We start from the raw sequence: 17,887 nt of genomic DNA on the forward strand, positions 1-17,887 counted from the left end.
ATGGCGCTGACCAAGGCGGAAATGGCCGAGCGGCTTTTCCTCGACGTAGGCCTCAACAAGCGCGAGGCCAAGGAATTCGTGGACGCGTACTTCGAGGTCGTGCGCGAGGCTCTGGAGCGGGGCGAGCAGGTGAAGCTGTCGGGTTTCGGCAACTTCGACCTGAGGCAGAAGAATCAGCGGCCCGGTCGCAATCCCAAGACCGGCGAAGAAATTCCCATCTCTGCCCGGCGGGTGGTCACCTTCCGTCCCGGCCAGAAACTCAAGGTAAGAGTCGAGGGCTATGCTGGATCCAGGGAATAACACCGAACTTCCGGCCATTCCGGCGAAGCGCTACTTCACCATCGGTGAGGTCAGCGAGTTGTGCGGTGTCAAACCCCACGTGCTCCGCTATTGGGAGCAGGAGTTTCCGGCCCTCAAGCCCGTCAAGCGCCGCGGCAATCGCCGCTATTACCAGCGCCACGACGTGCTGATGATCCGCCAGATCCGTTCGCTGCTGTACGACGAGGGCTTCACCATCACGGGTGCCCGCGCCCGCCTCGAAGGCCCGCAGGCCCGGATGGAAGCGAGCATGTCCCACCAGATCGTGCGCCAGGTGCGGCTCGAACTGGAAGAAGTGTTGACCCTGCTTCGTCGCTGATCCGCCTTCCGCAGATCGCGGCGATGCTGTTACAATCGTCAGCTCGTCGGGGTGTAGCGCAGCCTGGTAGCGCACTACGCTGGGGGTGTAGTGGTCGCGAGTTCGAATCTCGCCACCCCGACCATTATTCTGAAAAGCGTCCTCCGGGACGCTTTTTTTTTCGACCCGGTAGGAGCGCGCCTTGCGCGCGACATGTTTTGAGGCCGTGAGCCGCAGGTCCTGGGCTTCTCGCGAGGAGCTGTCGCGCGCAGGCGCGCTCCTACAGTTCACGCCGAATCGGCCGATACCCCTGCAGAGCACCAGGGGAACCGCAGGCGCCACATGAGCATCGAAGACATCCTCCGCGAGGAGGACGCCGGCGTTTACAAGACGCTGCTGGAATCCACCCGCGCGATTCCGTGGAAGATCGACTGGGCGACGCTGCGCTTCGCTTACATCGGTCCGCAGATCGAGGAGCTCCTGGGCTGGGCGCCGCAGTCGTGGCAGACGGTGCAGGACTGGGCCGACCGCATGCATCCCGAGGATCGCGAGTGGGTCTTCAACTTCTGCGCGTCGCAGTCGCAGGCGGGCATCGACCACGAGGCCGATTACCGCGCGTTGCGCAAGGACGGCGAGTTCGTGTGGATCCGCGACGTGGTCCATGTGGTGCGCAATCCCGACGGCACGCCGAACGCGCTGATCGGCTTCATGTTCGACATCAGCGAGCGTAAGCGCACCGAGGAGCGGCTGCTCGACATGCAGCGCGAGCTCGAGGAGCTCTCGTTCAAGGACGGCCTGACTGGCGTGGCGAATCGCCGCCGTTTCGACCTCGTGATGGAAAGGGAGTGGCGGCAGGCGCAGGCCGATCGCCAGCCGCTGTCCGTGGTCGTGCTCGATATCGACTACTTCAAGCAGTACAACGACCACTACGGTCATCTCGAAGGCGACGAGTGCCTGAAGCGCGTCGCCGCCGCGCTGTCGGGCATCGTGCGAGGCCCGCGCGACCTTCTCTGCCGTTTCGGCGGCGAGGAGTTCGTGTTGCTCCTGCCCGACGCCGACGCGGCCACCGCCATGGCGCTGGGCTGGCGCTGCCTCGACCTCGTCGACAAGGCGCTCATTCCCCACGCCGGTGCGGGTGAAGGCAAGCGCCTCACGCTCAGCGCGGGCGTCAACACGCTCGTTCCCGCGGAGGGCGACGACATCCTTCCGTTCATCGCGCTGGCCGATCGCCGTCTTTACATGGCAAAGGAGCGCGGCAGGGCGCGCGTGGTGGCCGAGGGCGGCGTCCCCGCCTGACGGCCGCGTTTCCCGTAGGAGCGGACCTGGCCGCGATCGGGGCTTGCCGCGACCTGCGAATCGCGGCCAGGTCCGCTCCTACCGGGGGGCAGGTGCGTCAATACAGCGCGCGGGCCTTGAGCGTGCCGTCGATCGCCGCCAGCTCGTTGCGCAGGGCGGCCGCGTGTTCTTCGCTGGTGGTGACGTCGATCACCACGTAGCCCACCTGCGCGGAGGTCTGCAGGTACTGGCCGTCGATGTTGACGGCCGCGCGCGAGAAGACCTCGTTGACGCGCGAAAGCACGCCCGGGATGTTGCGGTGGATGTGCAGCAGGCGACGGCTGGTCGGGTGGCCGGGCAGGGAGACCTCCGGGAAGTTGATCGCCGAGAGGGTGCTGCCGTTGTCGCTGTAACGGACCAGCTTCGAGGCGACCTCGATGCCGATGTTCTCCTGCGCCTCGGCCGTGCTGCCGCCGACGTGGGGCGTGAGGATCACGTTGTCCATGCCGACCAGCGGCGAGACGAACGGATCGTCGTTGCCCTTGGGCTCGACGGGGAAGACGTCGATGGCCGCGCCCGCGAGATGCTTCGAGCGCAGCGCGTCGGCGAGGGCGTCGATGTCGACGACGGTGCCGCGCGAGGCGTTCACCAGCATGCTGCCCGGACGCATGCGGCGGATTTCGTCCGCACCGATCATGTTCTTCGTGGACGCCGTTTCCGGCACGTGCAGCGTGACCACGTCCGCGCGTTCGAGCAGGTCGTCCAGGCTTGCCGCGGGACGGGCGTTGCCTAGCGAGAGCTTCGGTTCGATGTCGTGGAAGATCACGCGCATGCCCAGCGATTCGGCGAGCACGCCGACCTGCGTGCCGATATGCCCGTAACCGACGATGCCCAGCACCTTGTCGCGCACCTCGAAGCTGCCCGCGGCCGATTTCGACCAGCCCCCGCGATGGCATTCCGCGTTCTTCTCGGGAATCCGGCGCACGAGCATGATCGTCTCGGCGATGACCAGTTCGGCGACGCTGCGCGTGTTGGAGTAGGGGGCGTTGAAGACGGGCACGCCGAGGCGTTCGGCTTCCGCCGAATCCACCTGGTTCGTGCCGATGCAGAAGCAGCCGACGGCGATCAGCCGGCGCGCTTCGGCGAGCACCTCCGCCGTTAATTGCGTGCGCGAGCGGATGCCAACGATGTGCGCGTCGGCGATGCGCTCGATCAGGTCGTCGCCGGACAGCGATTTCTCGTGGAACTCGATCTGCGTGTAACCCGCCTGACGGAAGGTATCCAGCGCGCTGCGGCTGACGCCTTCCAGCAGGAGCACCTTGATGTCTTCCTTCGGGTACGACGTGCGCTTCATGGTCCGGACGGTCCTGGGAGGGAGACCCCACTATGCCAGATATGCTGCGGCGCGGTAGACGCTCGGGCCGCCTTGCGGCACGCTGGACGCCTTCGCCAGCGAGCCGTCCCATGACCGATCCGCGCCTGTCCGACCTTCTCCACCGGATTCCCGGCCTCAAGGTGTCGACCGATCCCGGCGACCTCGAGCACCACGGCCGCGACTGGACGCGTCGCTGGAGGCCGGCGCCGCTGGCCATCGTCTGGCCGGCGTCGGTGGACGAGGTACAGGCGGTGGTGCGCTGGGCGCATGACGCCGGCGTCGCTATCGTCCCGTCCGGCGGGCGCACCGGTCTTTCCGGTGGCGCCGTGGCGGCGCACGGCGAACTCGTCGTCAGCCTCGATCGCATGAACCGCGTGCTCGGCTTCGACCCGATCGACCGCACGCTCACCGTGCAGCCCGGCGTTCCGCTGGAGACCGTGCAGAACGCCGCGCGCGAACACGGCCTGCTCTATCCGGTGGACTTCGCCGCGCGTGGTTCCTGCCAGATCGGCGGGAACATCGCGACCAACGCCGGCGGCATCCGCGTCATCCGTTACGGCAACACGCGGCAGTGGGTCGCCGGCCTGAAGGTCGTCACCGGCACCGGCGAACTGCTGGACCTCAATCGTGGCCTGATCAAGAACGCCTCGGGCTACGACCTCCGCCATCTCGTGATCGGTTCGGAGGGTACGCTGGGCATCGTCGTGGAAGCGACGCTGACGCTGACCTCGCCACCGCCGCCCTCGCAGGTGATGTTGCTCGCGGTGCCCGCGATGGACGCGCTCATGAAGGTGTTCGCGGAAGCGCGGCACAGCCTCCGTCTGGAAGCCTTCGAGTTCTTCACCGATCGGGCCCTGCGTCACGTGCTGGCGCACGGGGCGCAGCAGCCGTTCGAAGAGACGCACCCGTTCTACGTCGTCACGGAATTCGACGCGGCCGACGACCAGGCCGAAGCCGCCGCGCTCGGCTTCTTCGAGCTGTGCATGGAGGAGGGCTGGGTCGTCGACGGCGTGATCAGCTCCAGCGACGCGCAGGCGACCTCGCTGTGGCGGTTGCGCGAAGGCATCACCGAAAGCCTCGCGCCACATAAGCCGTACAAGAACGACGTGTCGGTGCGCATTTCCGCCGTGCCCGCGTTCATGGCGGAGATGGAGGCGCTTCTGTCCGAGGGATACCCGCACTTCGAGGTGGTCTGGTTCGGCCACATCGGGGACGGCAACCTGCACATCAACGTCCTCAAGCCGGCGGACCTCGACAACGCGCGGTTCGTCGAGCAGTGCGAGCACGTCACGACGCTCCTGGTCGACACGCTCGCCCGGCACGGCGGCAGCATCTCGGCCGAGCACGGCATCGGCCTGGTGAAGAAGCCCTGGCTGGGCAGCGTGCGCAGCGACGCCGAGATCGCGCTGATGCGCGCCATCAAGGCGGCGTGGGATCCGATGGGCATCATGAACCCGGGCAAGCTGCTGTAACCTAGGCACTTTCCACGCCCCGCAGGACTTTCCATGGCCCAGGATTCACCCGACCTCTATCCGCCGATCGAGCCGTTCAACAGCGGCATGCTCCAGGTGTCGCCGTTGCATACGCTCTACTTCGAGGAGAGCGGCAATCCGCAGGGCAAGCCGGTCGTCTTCCTGCATGGCGGCCCGGGCGGCGGGACGAATCCGCGCTGCCGCCGTTTCTTCGATCCGGCCACGTACCGCATCGTCCTGTTCGACCAGCGCGGCTGCGGCAGGTCCACGCCGCACGCGGAGCTGACCGACAACACCACCTGGGACCTCGTCGCGGATATCGAGCGGGTCCGCGAACACCTGGGCATCGACCGCTGGCAGGTCTTCGGCGGCTCGTGGGGATCGACGCTGGCGCTCGCCTATGCCGAAACCCATCCGGAGCGCGTCACCGAACTCGTCCTGCGCGGCATCTTCATGCTGCGCCGCTCGGAACTCGAATGGTTCTACCAGTCCGGCTGCGACCAGCTCTACCCGGACGCGTGGGAAACGTACCTGTCCGCGATTCCGCAGGCCGAGCACGGCGATCTCATCAGCGCCTACCATCGCCGGTTGACGAGCGACGATCCGGCGGTGCGCGTCGCCGCGGCGCGCGCGTGGTCGGTGTGGGAGGCCGCCACGAGCTACCTTTATCAGGACGAAGGCCACATGGCCTCCAGCGGCGAGGACGAGTTCGCGCTCGCGTTCGCGCGCATCGAGTGCCACTACTTCGTCAACGCGGGATTCTTCGAGATCGACGGCCAGCTGCTGCGTGATGTCGGCCGCATCCGCCACATCCCCACCGTGATCGTGCAGGGTCGCTACGACGTCGTCTGCCCGGTGCGCAGCGCGTGGGACCTGCACCGCGCGTTCCCGGAAGCCGACCTGCGCATCGTGCAGGACGCCGGCCACTCGGCGTTCGAGCCCGGCATCACGCGCGAGCTGGTGCGGGCCACCGATCGCTTCGCGAAGTAGGAGCGCGCCCTGCGCGCGACATCTTTTGGGGCCGGGAGCAACAGGACCTGTTGCTCCCGGCGAAACGCTGTCGCGCGCAGGGCGCGCTCCTACGGACCATCAGGTGTCCTTCGTCAGAAGACCCCAAGCGGCAGCGTCAGCATGTCCACCACGAAGCCGTCGTGGTCCGACGAGCCGATCGCCTTGCGCTTGTCCGTGGCGGTCGCCGCATCGTCCAGCGTCTGCACGGGCGCGTCGAGGTTGCCGCGACCGTACTGCATCTGCAGGAACAGGCCGCGCGCGACCGTGTTGAGCAGCGCATGGTCCAGCACCTGGTGGGTGGGCACCTGGCGCGGGCTCTGGCCCTGGATGTTGCTGAAGTTCTCGGTGAACAGGAACGAGTAGCGATCCTGCGCGGGCACCGATTCCACGGCGTTCCACAGCGCCGGCTTCACCACGTTGCCGCCGAGCTTCAGCAGGTTCTGGCTGTCGTCGTAACGGCCCGAGATCAGGCCGACCACGTCGGTGAAGCCATCGCTGAACTGATACGCGTTGAAATCGCCGACGACCAGCAGCGGGGCCAGCAGGTTCTTCCGGTCCGTCTGCAACGCCTGCACCTGCGTGGCGAGCGACTTCGCCTGCAGGAAGCGTTTCTGGCGATCGCGCTCCGCCGTCGTGCCGGTCTTGTCGACGTTCTGGCGCGCCTTCGGATGCACCGCGATCACGTTGACCCGCACGCGTCCGACCAGCGACGGCACTTCGGCCGTGAGCAACAGCGGCGGATGATCGTGCACGAACGCCGTGGCGCCCTGGTCCTGCCAGGTTTCGTCGGCGCCGAGCTGACGCACGTCGAGCACGCGCACGCGGTCCGTGCGCACGAGGAAGCCGACGTTGATGCCGCTCGGATCGTGGCCCGGCTGCAGGATCGCTTCGTACTGGGCCGGATAGTCGTCGCCCAGCTGCTTCGCGAGTCCCTGCAGCACCTGCAGGCTCTTCACCTCTTCCACCGAGAGGATGTCCGGCAGCTTCAGCACGCTGCCGATGTATGCGGACAGGCGTTGCGTCTTCAGCTTCACCTCGTCGGCGGTCGGTTCCTTGTCGCCGCCGCTGCAGGTGAACGTGGTGTTGAACTCCGTATCGCAGAAGCGCTCGGTGTTCAGCGCGCCGACGCGGGTCGCGTAGAACGGACGTGCATCGACGGCGCGCGGCAGCTCCGCGGCCTTCTTCACCGTCACCTTCGTCGGGATGAACGTGTACGCACCGAACGCGTACGACATGACGCCTTCGGCACGGAACGTCGTCCCGGCGTTGAACGGCGTATTCGGCGCGACCGCGCCGAAGTCGGCGGTGTTCATCTTGAACACCTGCGGGTTGCCCGACCAGTTCGGCAGGTTCACGCCCTCGGGCACCGGCACGGTGTAGCGCACGCCCGGTTCGCGCAGCGAGCGCTTGCCGTTGGCGGTGACGTAGACCTCCGCGAACGGCTCGTTGCTGAAGCGCAGGTTGCCGGTGGTGATCATGCCGTTGTCGATCTGCACGCGCATGCCGACGTAGCACTGGAAGTTCGTCTCGCCGCAGGAAAGCGCGCTGGGATCGGACGACGGCACGTCGTTACCGAACACGACCGCCTTCGGCAGCTTCGCGCCGCGCATCGTCGTGGTGATCGTGGCGTCCTTGAGCTCCGGCAGGCTGAAGTAGTTGTCGACCGTGGCTTCGACGTCGACCTTGTCGCCGGCCTTCACGGTCGGCGCGCCGCCGGTGAACACGTAGATGCCGTTCGAGGTGAGGCGGTCGGCATCGGCGCGATCGTCGGGCGTCTGGATCGTGAAGCCCGCGGGGCCGACGGCCGTGACGACGTTGCCGCGCGTGGCGACACGCTTGCCGAGTAGCGGCGACACCTGGCCACGGCCGGTGACCTGCCAGATCTCCGCGGCGACGGGAATCTCGTTGAGGATCGCGCCGATGGCCGATGCCTTCGCGATCGTGACGCCGCCACCGGAGGCGTTGGTCAGGTTCACGCGGAAGGCCTTGTCCGGACCGGCGGCGGTCGCGCCGTGCACCGTGACGTTCACCGCCGCGGACGTGCTGCCGGCCGGGATCGTGACGTCGGTATCGACGGCGTCGTAATCGCCCGCCGCGACGGTGGCCGTGTCGTCGGCCGTGGCGGCGTGCACGGTGACATCGGCGGAGGACGGCTCGCTCAGCGTGACGGCGAACGGCACGGTCTGGTCGTCGCCGTTGCGGACGGTGACCGTGGCGTCGGCGATGGAGAGGCTCAGCCCGAACGACGCGCAGGGCGACGTGCTGGCGCGCGGCGCGGTCGGGGCGACCTTCACCCAGTCGGCCGCGTTGTCGCCGGTGGCCTGCGGCAGGCCCGAGCCGTTGGTGCGGCGGCCGTAACCCTGGTCGGCGTTCGTGCTGCCGAGGCTCGTCAACGGCGTGCCGAGCTTATAGGCGGAGCCGGCGCTCATGCCCACCTGGTCCACGATCGTGCCGGTGGCGTCGAGCAGGGCCAGGCCGCCGTCGTCCGTGACGCCCGTGCTGTACTTCACGTCCGGTGCCACGCTGCCGGAATAGCCGCCGCTGGCGCCGTTGGCGAGCAGCAGGAAGCAGCCCGGCGCGATGGTGGTGCCGGCCGGCAGCGTGGAGCGGGTGCTCGCGGTGCCGCTGGCGTTGGATCCGTTGAGCTTGTAGCCGGACACGTCCAGAGCCGCGGTGCCGGTGTTCTGCAGCTCGACGAATTCGTCGTTGCCGCCGGCGGGGCCGCGGACGCGGAACTGGGTGATGGCCAGGTCGGCCGCCTGCAGTGGAAGAACGGCGGTGAGTCCCGCCAGCGCGGCCCAGATGGCGCGCCGTGTCGTGGTCGAACGCATTCGAATGTCCCCTCGAGTCGTTGGTATGTGTGCGACCCGAAGCGACGCGCGATCCCCTTGCGCGGCGTTCCCCCTGCGAGCCCACCCAGGGATTGTCCACCACGGATGTGACAGCGGGATGTGACAGAAACGGCGGCTTTCGAGGATCAGGTCGCCTTTTGCTTGGTACCGAAGATCTTGTCTCCGGCGTCGCCGAGACCGGGGAGGATGTAGCCCAGCTCGTTCAGGTGGTCGTCGATCGAGGCGACGTAGATCTCGATGTCCGGATGCGCCGCCTCGATGCGCTTCAGGCCCTCCGGCGCGGCCACGAGGAACAGGCCCTTGATCTTCTTCGCGCCCGCGGCCTTCAGCATGTCGACGGTGGCCACCAGCGTGCCCGCCGTGGCGAGCATCGGGTCGACGATGATCGCCGTGCGCTCGTCCATGCCACCGCTGAGCTTCTCGTAGTACGTCACGGGTTCCAGCGTGTCTTCGTCGCGCTGCAGGCCGACCACGCTCACCTTCGCCGCCGGGATCATCTCCAGCACGCCCGTGAGCATGCCGAGGCCGGCGCGCAGGATCGGCACGATCGTCACCTTCTTGCCCTTGATGTGCGTCACCTCGACCGGGCCCGCCCAGCCGTCGATGGTCTTGCACTCGGTCTCCATGTCGGCCGTCGCCTCGTACGTGAGCAGCGCGGCGACCTCGGAAGCCAGCTCGCGGAACTCCTTCGTGCTGATGCCGGCCCGACGCATGAGGCCGAGCTTGTGCTGGATGAGGGGGTGACGGACTTCGACGATCTTCATGCGCGCGGGTCGTGTGGCGGACGGGTGGTCGATTGTCCCATAGGCGAGACAAGAGGGACGGGGAGTGGGGTGTGGTCCCGCGAACGGCCGTGCGGCCCCCACTTCCCGACCCCCACCCCCGAACCCCTGACTCAGCCCTTCAGACAGCTGCTCATGAAGGTCTTCCGCTCGTCGCCCTTGAGGCTCTTGGCCGAAGCGTCGGCGTTGCAGGTCTTCATCTTTTCCTGCTGGGAGGCCTTCGCGGGCTGCTCGCCCTTCAGGCAGCTGCTCATGAACGCCTTGCGCGCGTCGCCCGACTTGCCGGCGGCCTGCGCATTGCAGGTGCTCATGCGCTGCTGTTGTGGCGTGAGGTCTTTCTTTCCGGCCGCCTGCTGGGGCGCGGCGAGCGCACCGGCGGCGAAGCAGAGGAGAGAAGAAACGGCGAGGACACGAAGCTGCGTACGCATGGCGAACCCCTACGTGACGCCGGGCAGTCCGGCGGCCAGAGCTTAGCGCGATCCCGCGTGGTAGGAGCGCGCCCTGCGCGCGACATGTTTTCGCGAGGCGCGACAGGCCCTGTGGCTCATGGCCCCAACACATGTCGCGCGCAGGGCGCGCTCCTACAACGCACGCGGCTGGCTAGGCCGCCTTGTCCGCCGAGGCGCTGCGGCGCGGCCCTTCGGTCAGGGCGTGGCGGATCTCGTCCACGATCAGGTCGACCTCCGCGCTGGTGACGCGGAAGTGCGGCGTGAAGCGGAGCGAATTCGCGCCGCCGTGGATGACGCCGATGCCGCGTTCGCGCATGTATTCCTCGGTCGAACCTTCGCCGAAGCATTTGAACTCCGACGACAGCTCGCAGGAGAAGAGCAGGCCGGTGCCCTGCACCTTGGTGATCAGGCCACCGAGTTCGCCCTTGAGCTGCTCGATCTTCTTCACGAATTCCTGGCCGCGATCGCGGATGTTGGCGCGGACCTCGTCGGTGAGTTCGCCCAGCGTGGCGAGCGCGACGTCGAGCGCGCGCGGATTCGCCGTCATGGTGTTGCCGTAGATGCCCTTGCGGTAGAGCCCCGCGACGCGATCGGTGACCGCGAGCACCGAGAGCGGGTACTGGCCCGCGTTCAGCGCCTTCGAGAAGGTTTCCATGTCCGGCGGGTCGAGCGATTCGAAGCCCGGGTAATCGACGATCGACAGCACGCCATGCGCGCGCAGGCCCGCCTGGATCGAATCGACCAGCAGCACGGTGCCGTGCTCGCGCGTCAGTTCGCGCGCGGCGGCGTAGAACTCCGGCGTGACGGCGCGGCCCGGATCGCCTTCGCCCATCACGGGCTCCAGGAACATCGCCTCGATGAACCAGCCCTGGCGATCCGCTTCGGCGAACGCGGCCTTGAGCTGCGCCACGTTGTACGGCTCGACAGTGATCAGGCTGTCTTCGTTGCGAAAGCTCGCCAGGTGCTGCTGGTAATTGCGTCGCGACGAATCGGAATAGAGCGCCGGCCGCTCGGTGCGTCCATGGAACGCGCCCTTCACCGCGAGGCGCTTGATGGTACGGCCCGCGTGGCGGCCGCCGGCGTCGGTCATCAGGCGCGCGTTGACGTCGGCGATGCGACCGGCGAGCGTCACCGATTCCGAACCCGAATTGAGGAACAGGAAATGCGAATACGGGCTGCCGCCACGCGAGCGCCCGAGTTCGCGCCGCAGCGCTTCGCACAGGCGCAGCTGCGACACGTTGGCGGTCATCACGTTCGCCATCACCTGCGGACGCGACATGGCCTCGAGGATGGCGTCCGGGTTGTGGCCGAAGCCGAGCATGCCGTAGCCGCCGTCGTCGTGGATCACGGCGCCCTTCAGCGTGACGATCCACGGGCCGCGCGCGGCAGCGGGGACGTACGGATTCACGCCGTCGTCCGGATAGAAGTTCACGACGCCGCATTGCAGAGCGAGGATCTGCTCGGCTTCGTCCATGCGCAGGAAATCCGCCATGTCGGCGCGCAGTTCGCGATGGCGCGCGATCGCTTCGTCGATGGCGCGACCGAGCGAGGGATCCTGGGCGGCGAAGCCCTCGACGACGTCATCGGAAAGACCCGTCGTACGCGGCGCGCCGCCGAACTCGCGCATTTCGCGCAGATGACCGATAACGCCCATGGACCCACTCCTCTTCCGGATGACGCGGCACTGGCTTGGATCGATCCCTTAAGAGGCCGCTAAGTATCTATATGTAAAGGGATTATTGGCCCAGCATAGCATGCGGTTTTTGGCCGCGTAACCCCCGGGTGACGGTTGTCACATCCGCACAATGACGCAAGCGACTGCCGCCAATGGCTTGCGCGGGAATATGTTGCAACGCAAGGAGGGGCCCATGAACCAAGACACGTGCATCGCAAGGCTGGCCGGCGTCCGCAAGCGCTACGGGAACATCGTCGCGCTCGACGGCATCGACCTCGACATCCACCGCGGCGAGCTGGTGGCGCTGCTCGGTCCGAACGGCGCGGGCAAGAGCACCAGTATCGCGTTGCTGCTCGGTCTGCATCGCGCCGACGCGGGGGCCGTGACGCTCTTCGGTCGCGATCCGCAGGATATCGCGGCACGGCGGCGGATCGGCGTCATGCTCCAGTCCGCCGTCCTGCCGGACACGCTCCGCGTGGCCGAACTGCTCAGGCTGACCGCGAGCTATTACCCCGAACCGCGCACGATTGCCGAATGCGCCGCCATCGCCGGCGTCGACGACCTGATGACCCGGCGCTACGGTGCCCTGTCCGGGGGACAGCAGCGGCGCGTGCAGTTCGCCATGGCGATCGTCGGCCGGCCGGAGATCCTCTTCCTGGACGAACCGACCGTCGGCATGGACATCGACGCGCGGCAGTCCCTGTGGGCGGCGATCCGCCAGATGCTGAAGGAACGTTGCGCGGTGGTGCTGACGACGCATTACCTGGAAGAGGCCGAGGCGCTCGCCGACCGCGTCTGCGTGATCGCGAAGGGGCGCGTGGTGTCGCAAGGCAGCGTCGACGCGTTGCGTGCCCACGTCGCGCTGCGTCGCATCCGCTGCGTCACCGCGCTGGATGCGGCCGACGTGGCGCGCTGGCCGCGAGTGGTCTCCGTCGACGTCCAGCAGGGCCGCCTGACCGTCGCGACCGCGGATGCCGAAGGGGTCGTGCGCCGTCTGCTGGACGCCGATCCGTCGCTCGCCGAACTCGAAGTGCGACGCGCCGGCCTTGCCGAAGCGTTCCAGGAAATCACCCGCGAATCCGCCGCCGCGCAGGAGGCCGCATGACCACCATCGAGAGCGTCGCCACGCCCGTCATGAGCGCGGGCCGCAACGTCGCCGCGTACGTCGAGGAAGCGCGGGCCGAATGCCTGCGCTACCTGCGCAATCCCGGATTCCTCCTGCCGACGCTGCTGTTCCCGTCGGTGTTCTACCTCATGTTCGGGGTCTTCCTCGGCCACGCGAACGGGCCGGACGCACCGCGTTATCTGCTCGCGTCGTACGGCACGTTCGGCGTCATGGCGCCCGGGTTGTTCGGTTTCGGCGTCTCGCTCGCGCTCGAACGGGACACCGGCCTGCTCACGCTGAAACGCGCGCTGCCGATGCCGCCGGGCGCCTACCTGATCGGCAAGATGGCCATGGCGGTGCTGGTCGCGGCCATCGTGTCGGCGATCATGCTGTGTCTCGCGATCTTCGTCGCCGGCGTGCACCTCGCCGCGCCGCGCATCGCCGCGTTCTTCCTGCTGGAGGTCCTGGGCGTGCTGCCGTTCGCGGCGCTCGGGTTGCTGATCGCCACGCTGATCAAGGGGCAGGGTGCGCCAGGCGTGGTCAACCTCGTGTACCTGCCGATGGCGTTCCTGTCCGGGCTGTGGTTCCCGCTGTCGATCATGCCTTCCGCGATCCAGGCGATCGCGCCGCTGTGGCCGGCGTATCACCTCGACCGGCTCGCGCTCGGTGCCGTCGGCCTGGGCACGGATGCGCCCTGGCCGCATGTCGCGGTCCTGGCCGGCTACACGGTCGTCTTCGTCACGCTGGCGACGCGTCGCCTGCGCCGGCACGGTTGAAGTAGCATGACGGCTCGGCTCACTGGGGGGACGTCGACGATGCGCTCGTGGTTCCGGCCGGCGCCGGGTTCGTTGTGGAGCCGCTTTCGCGGGCAGCCGAGGCTGCGCATCGCGAGCATGTTCCACCTCGTGTGGACGGTGTACGTCTTCGGTGACCTCGTCTTCCGCAACGACATCGGGCCGTACTGGATCCTGGCCACGGCGTTGTCGTTCCCCATGTTCCTCTTCCTGTACGCGCAGGCGTACCTGCGCCCCGTCGCCATGGCCCCGTGGCTCGCGCTCCTCGTGGCGTTGCTCGGTTACGCGACGATGGGCTTCAACGCCAGTGGCGGCGGCTGTTACGTCATCTACGCCTGCGCGATGCTGGGCTTCGACGGCGCGCCGCGTCGCTGCCTGGCCAGCATGGCGGCAGTGCTCGCGGGCTTCGTCGCCATCGCCTGGTTCGTCGTGCACTGGCCGTACGCGGCGATCGCGACGGTGTCGTTCATCGCCTTCGGCGTCGGCACCATCAACGTCGTCTACCGTTACAACGCGGAGCGCGACGTCGAACTGAAGCTGTCGCACGACGAGATCCGCCGGCTCGCCGCGACCGCCGAGCGCGAGCGCATCGGCCGCGACCTGCACGATCTGCTCGGGCATACGCTTTCGCTGATCACGCTGAAGCTGGAGCTTTCCCGGCGTCTCGCCGATCGCGATCCGGTCGCCGCGAAGCGCGAGGTCGAAGAGGCGGAGCAGGTGGCGCGGCACGCGCTGGCCGAGGTGCGTTCCGCCGTGACGGGCATCCGCGCCTCGGGCCTCGTCGCGGAACTGGCCGCGGCGCGGCTGCTCCTGATCAGCTCGCAGATCGAGTTCGTCTACGCGAACGACCTGCCCGACGTGCCTGCGCGGATCGACAATCAGCTGGCGCTCGTCCTGCGCGAAGCCGTCACCAACATCCATCGCCACGCGCGTGCCACGTATGCCGAAGTAAGCCTCGTGGTGGATGCGCGCACCTGCATCCTCACCGTGCGGGACGACGGCCGCGGCGTCACCGGCGACGAAGGCAACGGCATCTGCGGCATGCGCGAGCGCGTGCGTTCGCTCGGCGGAACGCTGGCGTTCGAATCGGGCCAGGGGAAGGGGACGTCGTTGCGGATCGAAGTGCCCCTGAGGCCCGAGGATCGCGCGCTGCCGCCGCAGCCCGCGGTGCTGCCGGGCACCCACGACAGGCTCGCGTCGTGATCCGCGTGCCGCCACCTCACCGCGACTCCCTGCTGGGCGGATTGCGCTCGCCGGTCTACCTGCGCTGGCAGGGCGGACTGCAGGTGTTCTGGCTGGTCGCCCTCATCCAGGCGCCGCTGGCGGTGAAGGGATTCGACTGGGACTGGATGGCGCCGACGCTCATCTCCATTCCCGTCTACCTCGTGTGCTACGTCAGCGTCTATGCGGCGCCGTTGTCGAGGCTGCCGTTCAACGCGGCGATGATCACGCTGCTCGGCTTCACCCTGTGGCCCGTCAATCCGGTGTCGGTGGGCTACGTGGTGATCGGCGTGACGCTGCTCGCCTACGCCCGCCGCGCGCGCGTCTGGTTGCTGGGTACGCTGGTCGCCACCCTCGTCACCCAGGTGTGGGTGATGCTGTTCCATGTGCCCCAGGTGCACGTGCTCGTCGTCTTCGGCGTGTCGCTCGCCGCGGGCTTCAGCAATTTCCTCTACGTGCGTGGCGCGCGGCGCGACGCGGAGCTGCGTCTGTCGCAGGCGGAAGTGCGGCGGCTCGCGACGCTCGCGGAGCGCGAGCGCATCGGGCGCGACCTGCACGACCTGCTTGGCCATACGCTGTCGCTGATCACACTGAAATCGGAACTGGCCAGGCGCCTCGCGCTCGCCGATCCCGCGCGTGCGCAACAGGAGATGGAGGAGGTGGAGCGCGTCGCCCGCCACACGCTCGCCGAAGTGCGCAGCGCCGTGACCGGGTTGCGCGCCGGCGACCTCGCCAGCGAGCTCGTCTCGGCCCGGTTGATGCTGGAAGCGTCGGGCATCGCGCTGCATACCGAGCTACCGGACGGGTTCGACCTGCCGCAGTCCACCGAGGCAACGCTGTCGCTCGTGCTGCGCGAGGCGGTCACCAACATCCATCGTCACTCGCGCGCCACCGAGGCGCACGTCGTCATTTCACGCAAGGGGCAGGACTTCGCGATGCGCATCACGGACAACGGCTGCGGCGGACTCGCCGCGCACGGCAACGGCGTGTCGGGCATGCGCGAGCGCATGCGCCAGATCGGTGGGCGGCTCGCGATCGATTCGCCTCCGAAACAGGGCACGGTGCTGTCCATCGATGTTCCCGGCCATGCCGGTCGCATGGAGCGCATCGCATGATCCGCGTGCTGCTCGCCGAAGACCAGGCGATGGTGCGCGGCGCCCTGTCCGCGCTGCTGAACCTGGAGTCCGACATCGAGGTGCTCGCGTCCGCGGCCGACGGCGAGGCGGCATGGCGCGAGGTCCAGCGCCTGAAGCCTGATGTCCTCGTCACCGACATCGAGATGCCCGGACTCACCGGCCTCGAACTCGCCCAGCGCATCCGCCGGCACGAATTGCCGGTGAAGGTGATCATCGTGACGACGTTCGCGCGCCCGGGTTTTCTTCGCCGCGCGCTCGACGCCGGCGTGGGCGGATACCTCCTGAAGGACGCCCCGGCCGAGGGACTCGCCGACGCGCTGCGCACCGTGCACCGGGGCGGCCGCGCCATCGATCCGCAACTGGCGCTGGAAGCCTGGTCGGACGCCGATCCGCTGAACGACCGCGAGCGCCAGGTGCTCCGCCTGGCGGGGGAGGGGCACTCGGCGAGCGACATCGGCAGCCAGCTCAACCTGTCGCACGGCACCGTGCGGAACTACCTCTCCGAGGCCATCGGCAAGCTGGGCGCGGCCAACCGCATCGAGGCGTACCGGTTGGCCCGCCAGAAGGGCTGGCTCTGAACGGGCCTGGGAAGCGCGCTGGCGCGCGAACGGCCGGAGCGAAACCGAAGTCGGCCCGATAGGCGATAATGCGGCCACCGTTCCGCCGCCCGGCCGTCCCGTGAAAAGATCCGACTTCGATTTCGACCTCCCGCCCGAACTCATCGCGCAGGCGCCGCTCGCCCGCCGGTCGGGAAGCCGCCTGCTGGTGGTGGATGTCGAGGCGCACACGAAGAAGGACCGCCGCTTCACCGACCTGCCCGAGATGCTCCGCCCCGGCGACCTGCTGGTGTTCAACGACACCCGCGTGCTGCCGGCGCGCCTCTACGGCCGCAAGGAGTCCGGCGGCGCCGTCGAGATCCTGATCGAGCGGGTGACGGGCGCCCACGAGGCCCGCGCGCAGCTCGGTGTCAGCAAGAAGCCCAAGGAAGGCGGACGGATCGAGCTCGCCGACGGCAGCATGGTCACCGTGCTGGGCCGCGAGGGCGAATTCTTCCTGCTCCGCTTCGAGGGCGACGAGCCCCTGGAGCGCCTGCTTTCGCGGCTGGGCGAGATGCCGCTGCCGCCGTACATCGAGCGCGGCGCGGAGGAGGCCGACAAGGAGCGCTACCAGACCGTGTTCGCGCGCGAGCCGGGCGCCGTCGCCGCGCCCACCGCCGGCCTGCACTTCGACGAGGAGCTGCTCGACCGCCTGCGGGCGCGCGGCGTCGAGATGGGCTACGTCACGCTCCACGTGGGCGCCGGCACGTTCCAGCCGATGCGCGCCGACGACATCCGCGACCACGTGATGCATCGCGAATGGCTCAACGTGGGCGCCGCCCTGGTCGAGAAGATCCGCGCCACGCGCGCGGCCGGTGGCCGCGTCGTGGCGGTCGGGACCACCGTCGTGCGCGCGCTCGAAAGCGCCACGGTCGAGGGCGTGCTCTGGCCGTTCGCGGGCGAGACGCAGATCTTCATCTTCCCGGGCTACAGGATCACCAGCGTCGACGCCCTGATCACCAACTTCCACCTGCCGCAGTCGACCCTGCTGATGCTCGTCTCGGCCCTGGCGGGCAAGGAAGCGATCTTCGACGCCTACCGCTACGCGGTCCTGCAGCGCTACCGCTTCTTCTCCTACGGCGACGCGATGCTGATCCTGCCGAAGCCCGCGACGCCAGCCGCCTAAAGCTTTCCTTCCCGCCGCCGATAAGCCCACCGAACGACCCCATGGCGATGTGCGCCACGGGGCTCCACGGTACGGACGATGGCGAAGAAATCTCCCAAAGACGCTCCCCGCGAGCCGGTCGCGCTCGATGCCGACCTGCGCATCGCGGCCGCCCCGGCGCTGCGCGAGACGCTGCTCGCCGCCCTCGCGGCCGGCGAGCCGGTCCGCATCGATGCCGGCGCCGTCGCCCAGGTCGACACGGCCGGCCTCCAGGTGCTGGCCGCCTTTTCGCGCGACGCGCGCGCCGCGGGCGTTCCCGTGGCGTGGGACGGTGTCAGTGACACGCTGCGCCGCGGCGTCGCCGCGCTCGACCTCACCGCTTTGATCGAACTGCCGGCCGACGCCGGCGTGAACTGAAGGTGC

General features: G+C 68.3%; 17 protein-coding genes and 1 tRNA gene. 13 read left to right on the forward strand and 5 right to left on the reverse strand.

The window, feature by feature from the left end; genetic code table 11:
- The 4 genes from ihfA to J2X58_RS01245 all read left to right on the forward strand — a co-directional run bounded on the left by ihfA (position 1) and on the right by J2X58_RS01245 (position 1,912).
- Complete coding sequence (gene ihfA / locus J2X58_RS01230) at positions 1-300, forward strand: integration host factor subunit alpha (protein ID WP_036114917.1); 300 nt, start codon at positions 1-3, stop codon at positions 298-300.
- Positions 281-637 (forward strand): MerR family transcriptional regulator, encoded by a 357-nt coding sequence (locus J2X58_RS01235; protein WP_036114913.1) that lies wholly within the window; start codon positions 281-283, stop codon positions 635-637. The genes ihfA and J2X58_RS01235 overlap by 20 nt, the downstream gene beginning before the upstream one ends.
- A 47-nt stretch (positions 638-684) precedes the next feature.
- A tRNA-Pro gene (locus tag J2X58_RS01240) sits at positions 685-761 on the forward strand.
- A gap of 197 nt (positions 762-958) precedes the next feature.
- A complete protein-coding gene (locus J2X58_RS01245; protein WP_310045999.1) occupies positions 959-1,912 on the forward strand; it encodes a sensor domain-containing diguanylate cyclase in 954 nt (317 codons plus the stop codon).
- Between the two features lie 97 nt (positions 1,913-2,009).
- On the opposite strand, the gene serA is transcribed toward J2X58_RS01245, so the two are convergent.
- Positions 2,010-3,245: a phosphoglycerate dehydrogenase gene (serA, locus tag J2X58_RS01250; protein ID WP_090054623.1), complete on the reverse strand. Its 1,236-nt coding sequence runs from the start codon at positions 3,243-3,245 to the stop codon at positions 2,010-2,012.
- Between the two features lie 110 nt (positions 3,246-3,355).
- On the opposite strand from serA, the gene J2X58_RS01255 reads away from it, so the two are divergent.
- Both J2X58_RS01255 and pip read left to right on the forward strand, forming a co-directional pair.
- On the forward strand, positions 3,356-4,738 hold the full coding sequence (locus J2X58_RS01255; protein WP_310046001.1) for an FAD-binding oxidoreductase: 1,383 nt from the start codon (positions 3,356-3,358) through the stop codon (positions 4,736-4,738).
- A gap of 33 nt (positions 4,739-4,771) precedes the next feature.
- On the forward strand, positions 4,772-5,728 hold the full coding sequence (pip, locus tag J2X58_RS01260) for a prolyl aminopeptidase (RefSeq protein WP_310046002.1): 957 nt from the start codon (positions 4,772-4,774) through the stop codon (positions 5,726-5,728).
- A 113-nt stretch (positions 5,729-5,841) separates the two neighbouring features.
- On the opposite strand, the gene J2X58_RS01265 is transcribed toward pip, so the two are convergent.
- The 4 genes from J2X58_RS01265 to J2X58_RS01280 all read right to left on the reverse strand — a co-directional run bounded on the left by J2X58_RS01265 (position 5,842) and on the right by J2X58_RS01280 (position 11,486).
- Positions 5,842-8,580, reverse strand: a complete 2,739-nt coding sequence (locus J2X58_RS01265; RefSeq protein ID WP_310046004.1) for a lamin tail domain-containing protein — start codon at positions 8,578-8,580, stop codon at positions 5,842-5,844.
- Positions 8,581-8,726: 146 nt separating this feature from the next.
- On the reverse strand, positions 8,727-9,365 hold the full coding sequence (upp, locus tag J2X58_RS01270) for a uracil phosphoribosyltransferase (RefSeq protein WP_310046006.1): 639 nt from the start codon (positions 9,363-9,365) through the stop codon (positions 8,727-8,729).
- 131 nt (positions 9,366-9,496) lie between these two features.
- A complete protein-coding gene (locus J2X58_RS01275) occupies positions 9,497-9,811 on the reverse strand; it encodes a PsiF family protein (RefSeq protein WP_090054616.1) in 315 nt (104 codons plus the stop codon).
- Between the two features lie 172 nt (positions 9,812-9,983).
- Positions 9,984-11,486 (reverse strand): aminotransferase class III-fold pyridoxal phosphate-dependent enzyme, encoded by a 1,503-nt coding sequence (locus tag J2X58_RS01280; RefSeq protein ID WP_310046009.1) that lies wholly within the window; start codon positions 11,484-11,486, stop codon positions 9,984-9,986.
- Positions 11,487-11,700: 214 nt separating this feature from the next.
- On the opposite strand from J2X58_RS01280, the gene J2X58_RS01285 reads away from it, so the two are divergent.
- The 7 genes from J2X58_RS01285 (at position 11,701) to J2X58_RS01315 (ending at position 17,881) form a co-directional block, all read left to right on the forward strand.
- Positions 11,701-12,612, forward strand: a complete 912-nt coding sequence (locus tag J2X58_RS01285) for an ABC transporter ATP-binding protein (protein WP_310046010.1) — start codon at positions 11,701-11,703, stop codon at positions 12,610-12,612.
- Positions 12,609-13,388: an ABC transporter permease gene (locus J2X58_RS01290; RefSeq protein WP_310046011.1), complete on the forward strand. Its 780-nt coding sequence runs from the start codon at positions 12,609-12,611 to the stop codon at positions 13,386-13,388. The genes J2X58_RS01285 and J2X58_RS01290 overlap by 4 nt, the downstream gene beginning before the upstream one ends.
- A 39-nt stretch (positions 13,389-13,427) precedes the next feature.
- Positions 13,428-14,609 carry a sensor histidine kinase gene (locus J2X58_RS01295; RefSeq protein ID WP_310046012.1) on the forward strand — a complete coding sequence of 394 codons (1,182 nt, stop codon included), beginning with the start codon at positions 13,428-13,430 and terminating at the stop codon, positions 14,607-14,609.
- Positions 14,606-15,742, forward strand: coding sequence for a sensor histidine kinase (locus J2X58_RS01300; protein ID WP_310046015.1), 1,137 nt, complete (start codon positions 14,606-14,608; stop codon positions 15,740-15,742). Before J2X58_RS01295 ends, J2X58_RS01300 begins: the two co-directional genes overlap by 4 nt.
- The gene (locus tag J2X58_RS01305; RefSeq protein WP_090054608.1) at positions 15,739-16,341 is read left to right on the forward strand and encodes a response regulator transcription factor; all 603 of its coding nucleotides are present in this window, start codon (positions 15,739-15,741) and stop codon (positions 16,339-16,341) included. The genes J2X58_RS01300 and J2X58_RS01305 overlap by 4 nt, the downstream gene beginning before the upstream one ends.
- A 100-nt stretch (positions 16,342-16,441) precedes the next feature.
- Positions 16,442-17,485 carry a tRNA preQ1(34) S-adenosylmethionine ribosyltransferase-isomerase QueA gene (queA, locus tag J2X58_RS01310; RefSeq protein WP_310046016.1) on the forward strand — a complete coding sequence of 348 codons (1,044 nt, stop codon included), beginning with the start codon at positions 16,442-16,444 and terminating at the stop codon, positions 17,483-17,485.
- Positions 17,486-17,563: 78 nt separating this feature from the next.
- Complete coding sequence (locus J2X58_RS01315) at positions 17,564-17,881, forward strand: STAS domain-containing protein (protein WP_310046017.1); 318 nt, start codon at positions 17,564-17,566, stop codon at positions 17,879-17,881.
- Positions 17,882-17,887 lie beyond the last annotated feature (6 nt).

The organism is Luteibacter sp. 3190 (genome assembly GCF_031456385.1).
Classification (GTDB): Bacteria; Pseudomonadota; Gammaproteobacteria; order Xanthomonadales; family Rhodanobacteraceae; genus Luteibacter.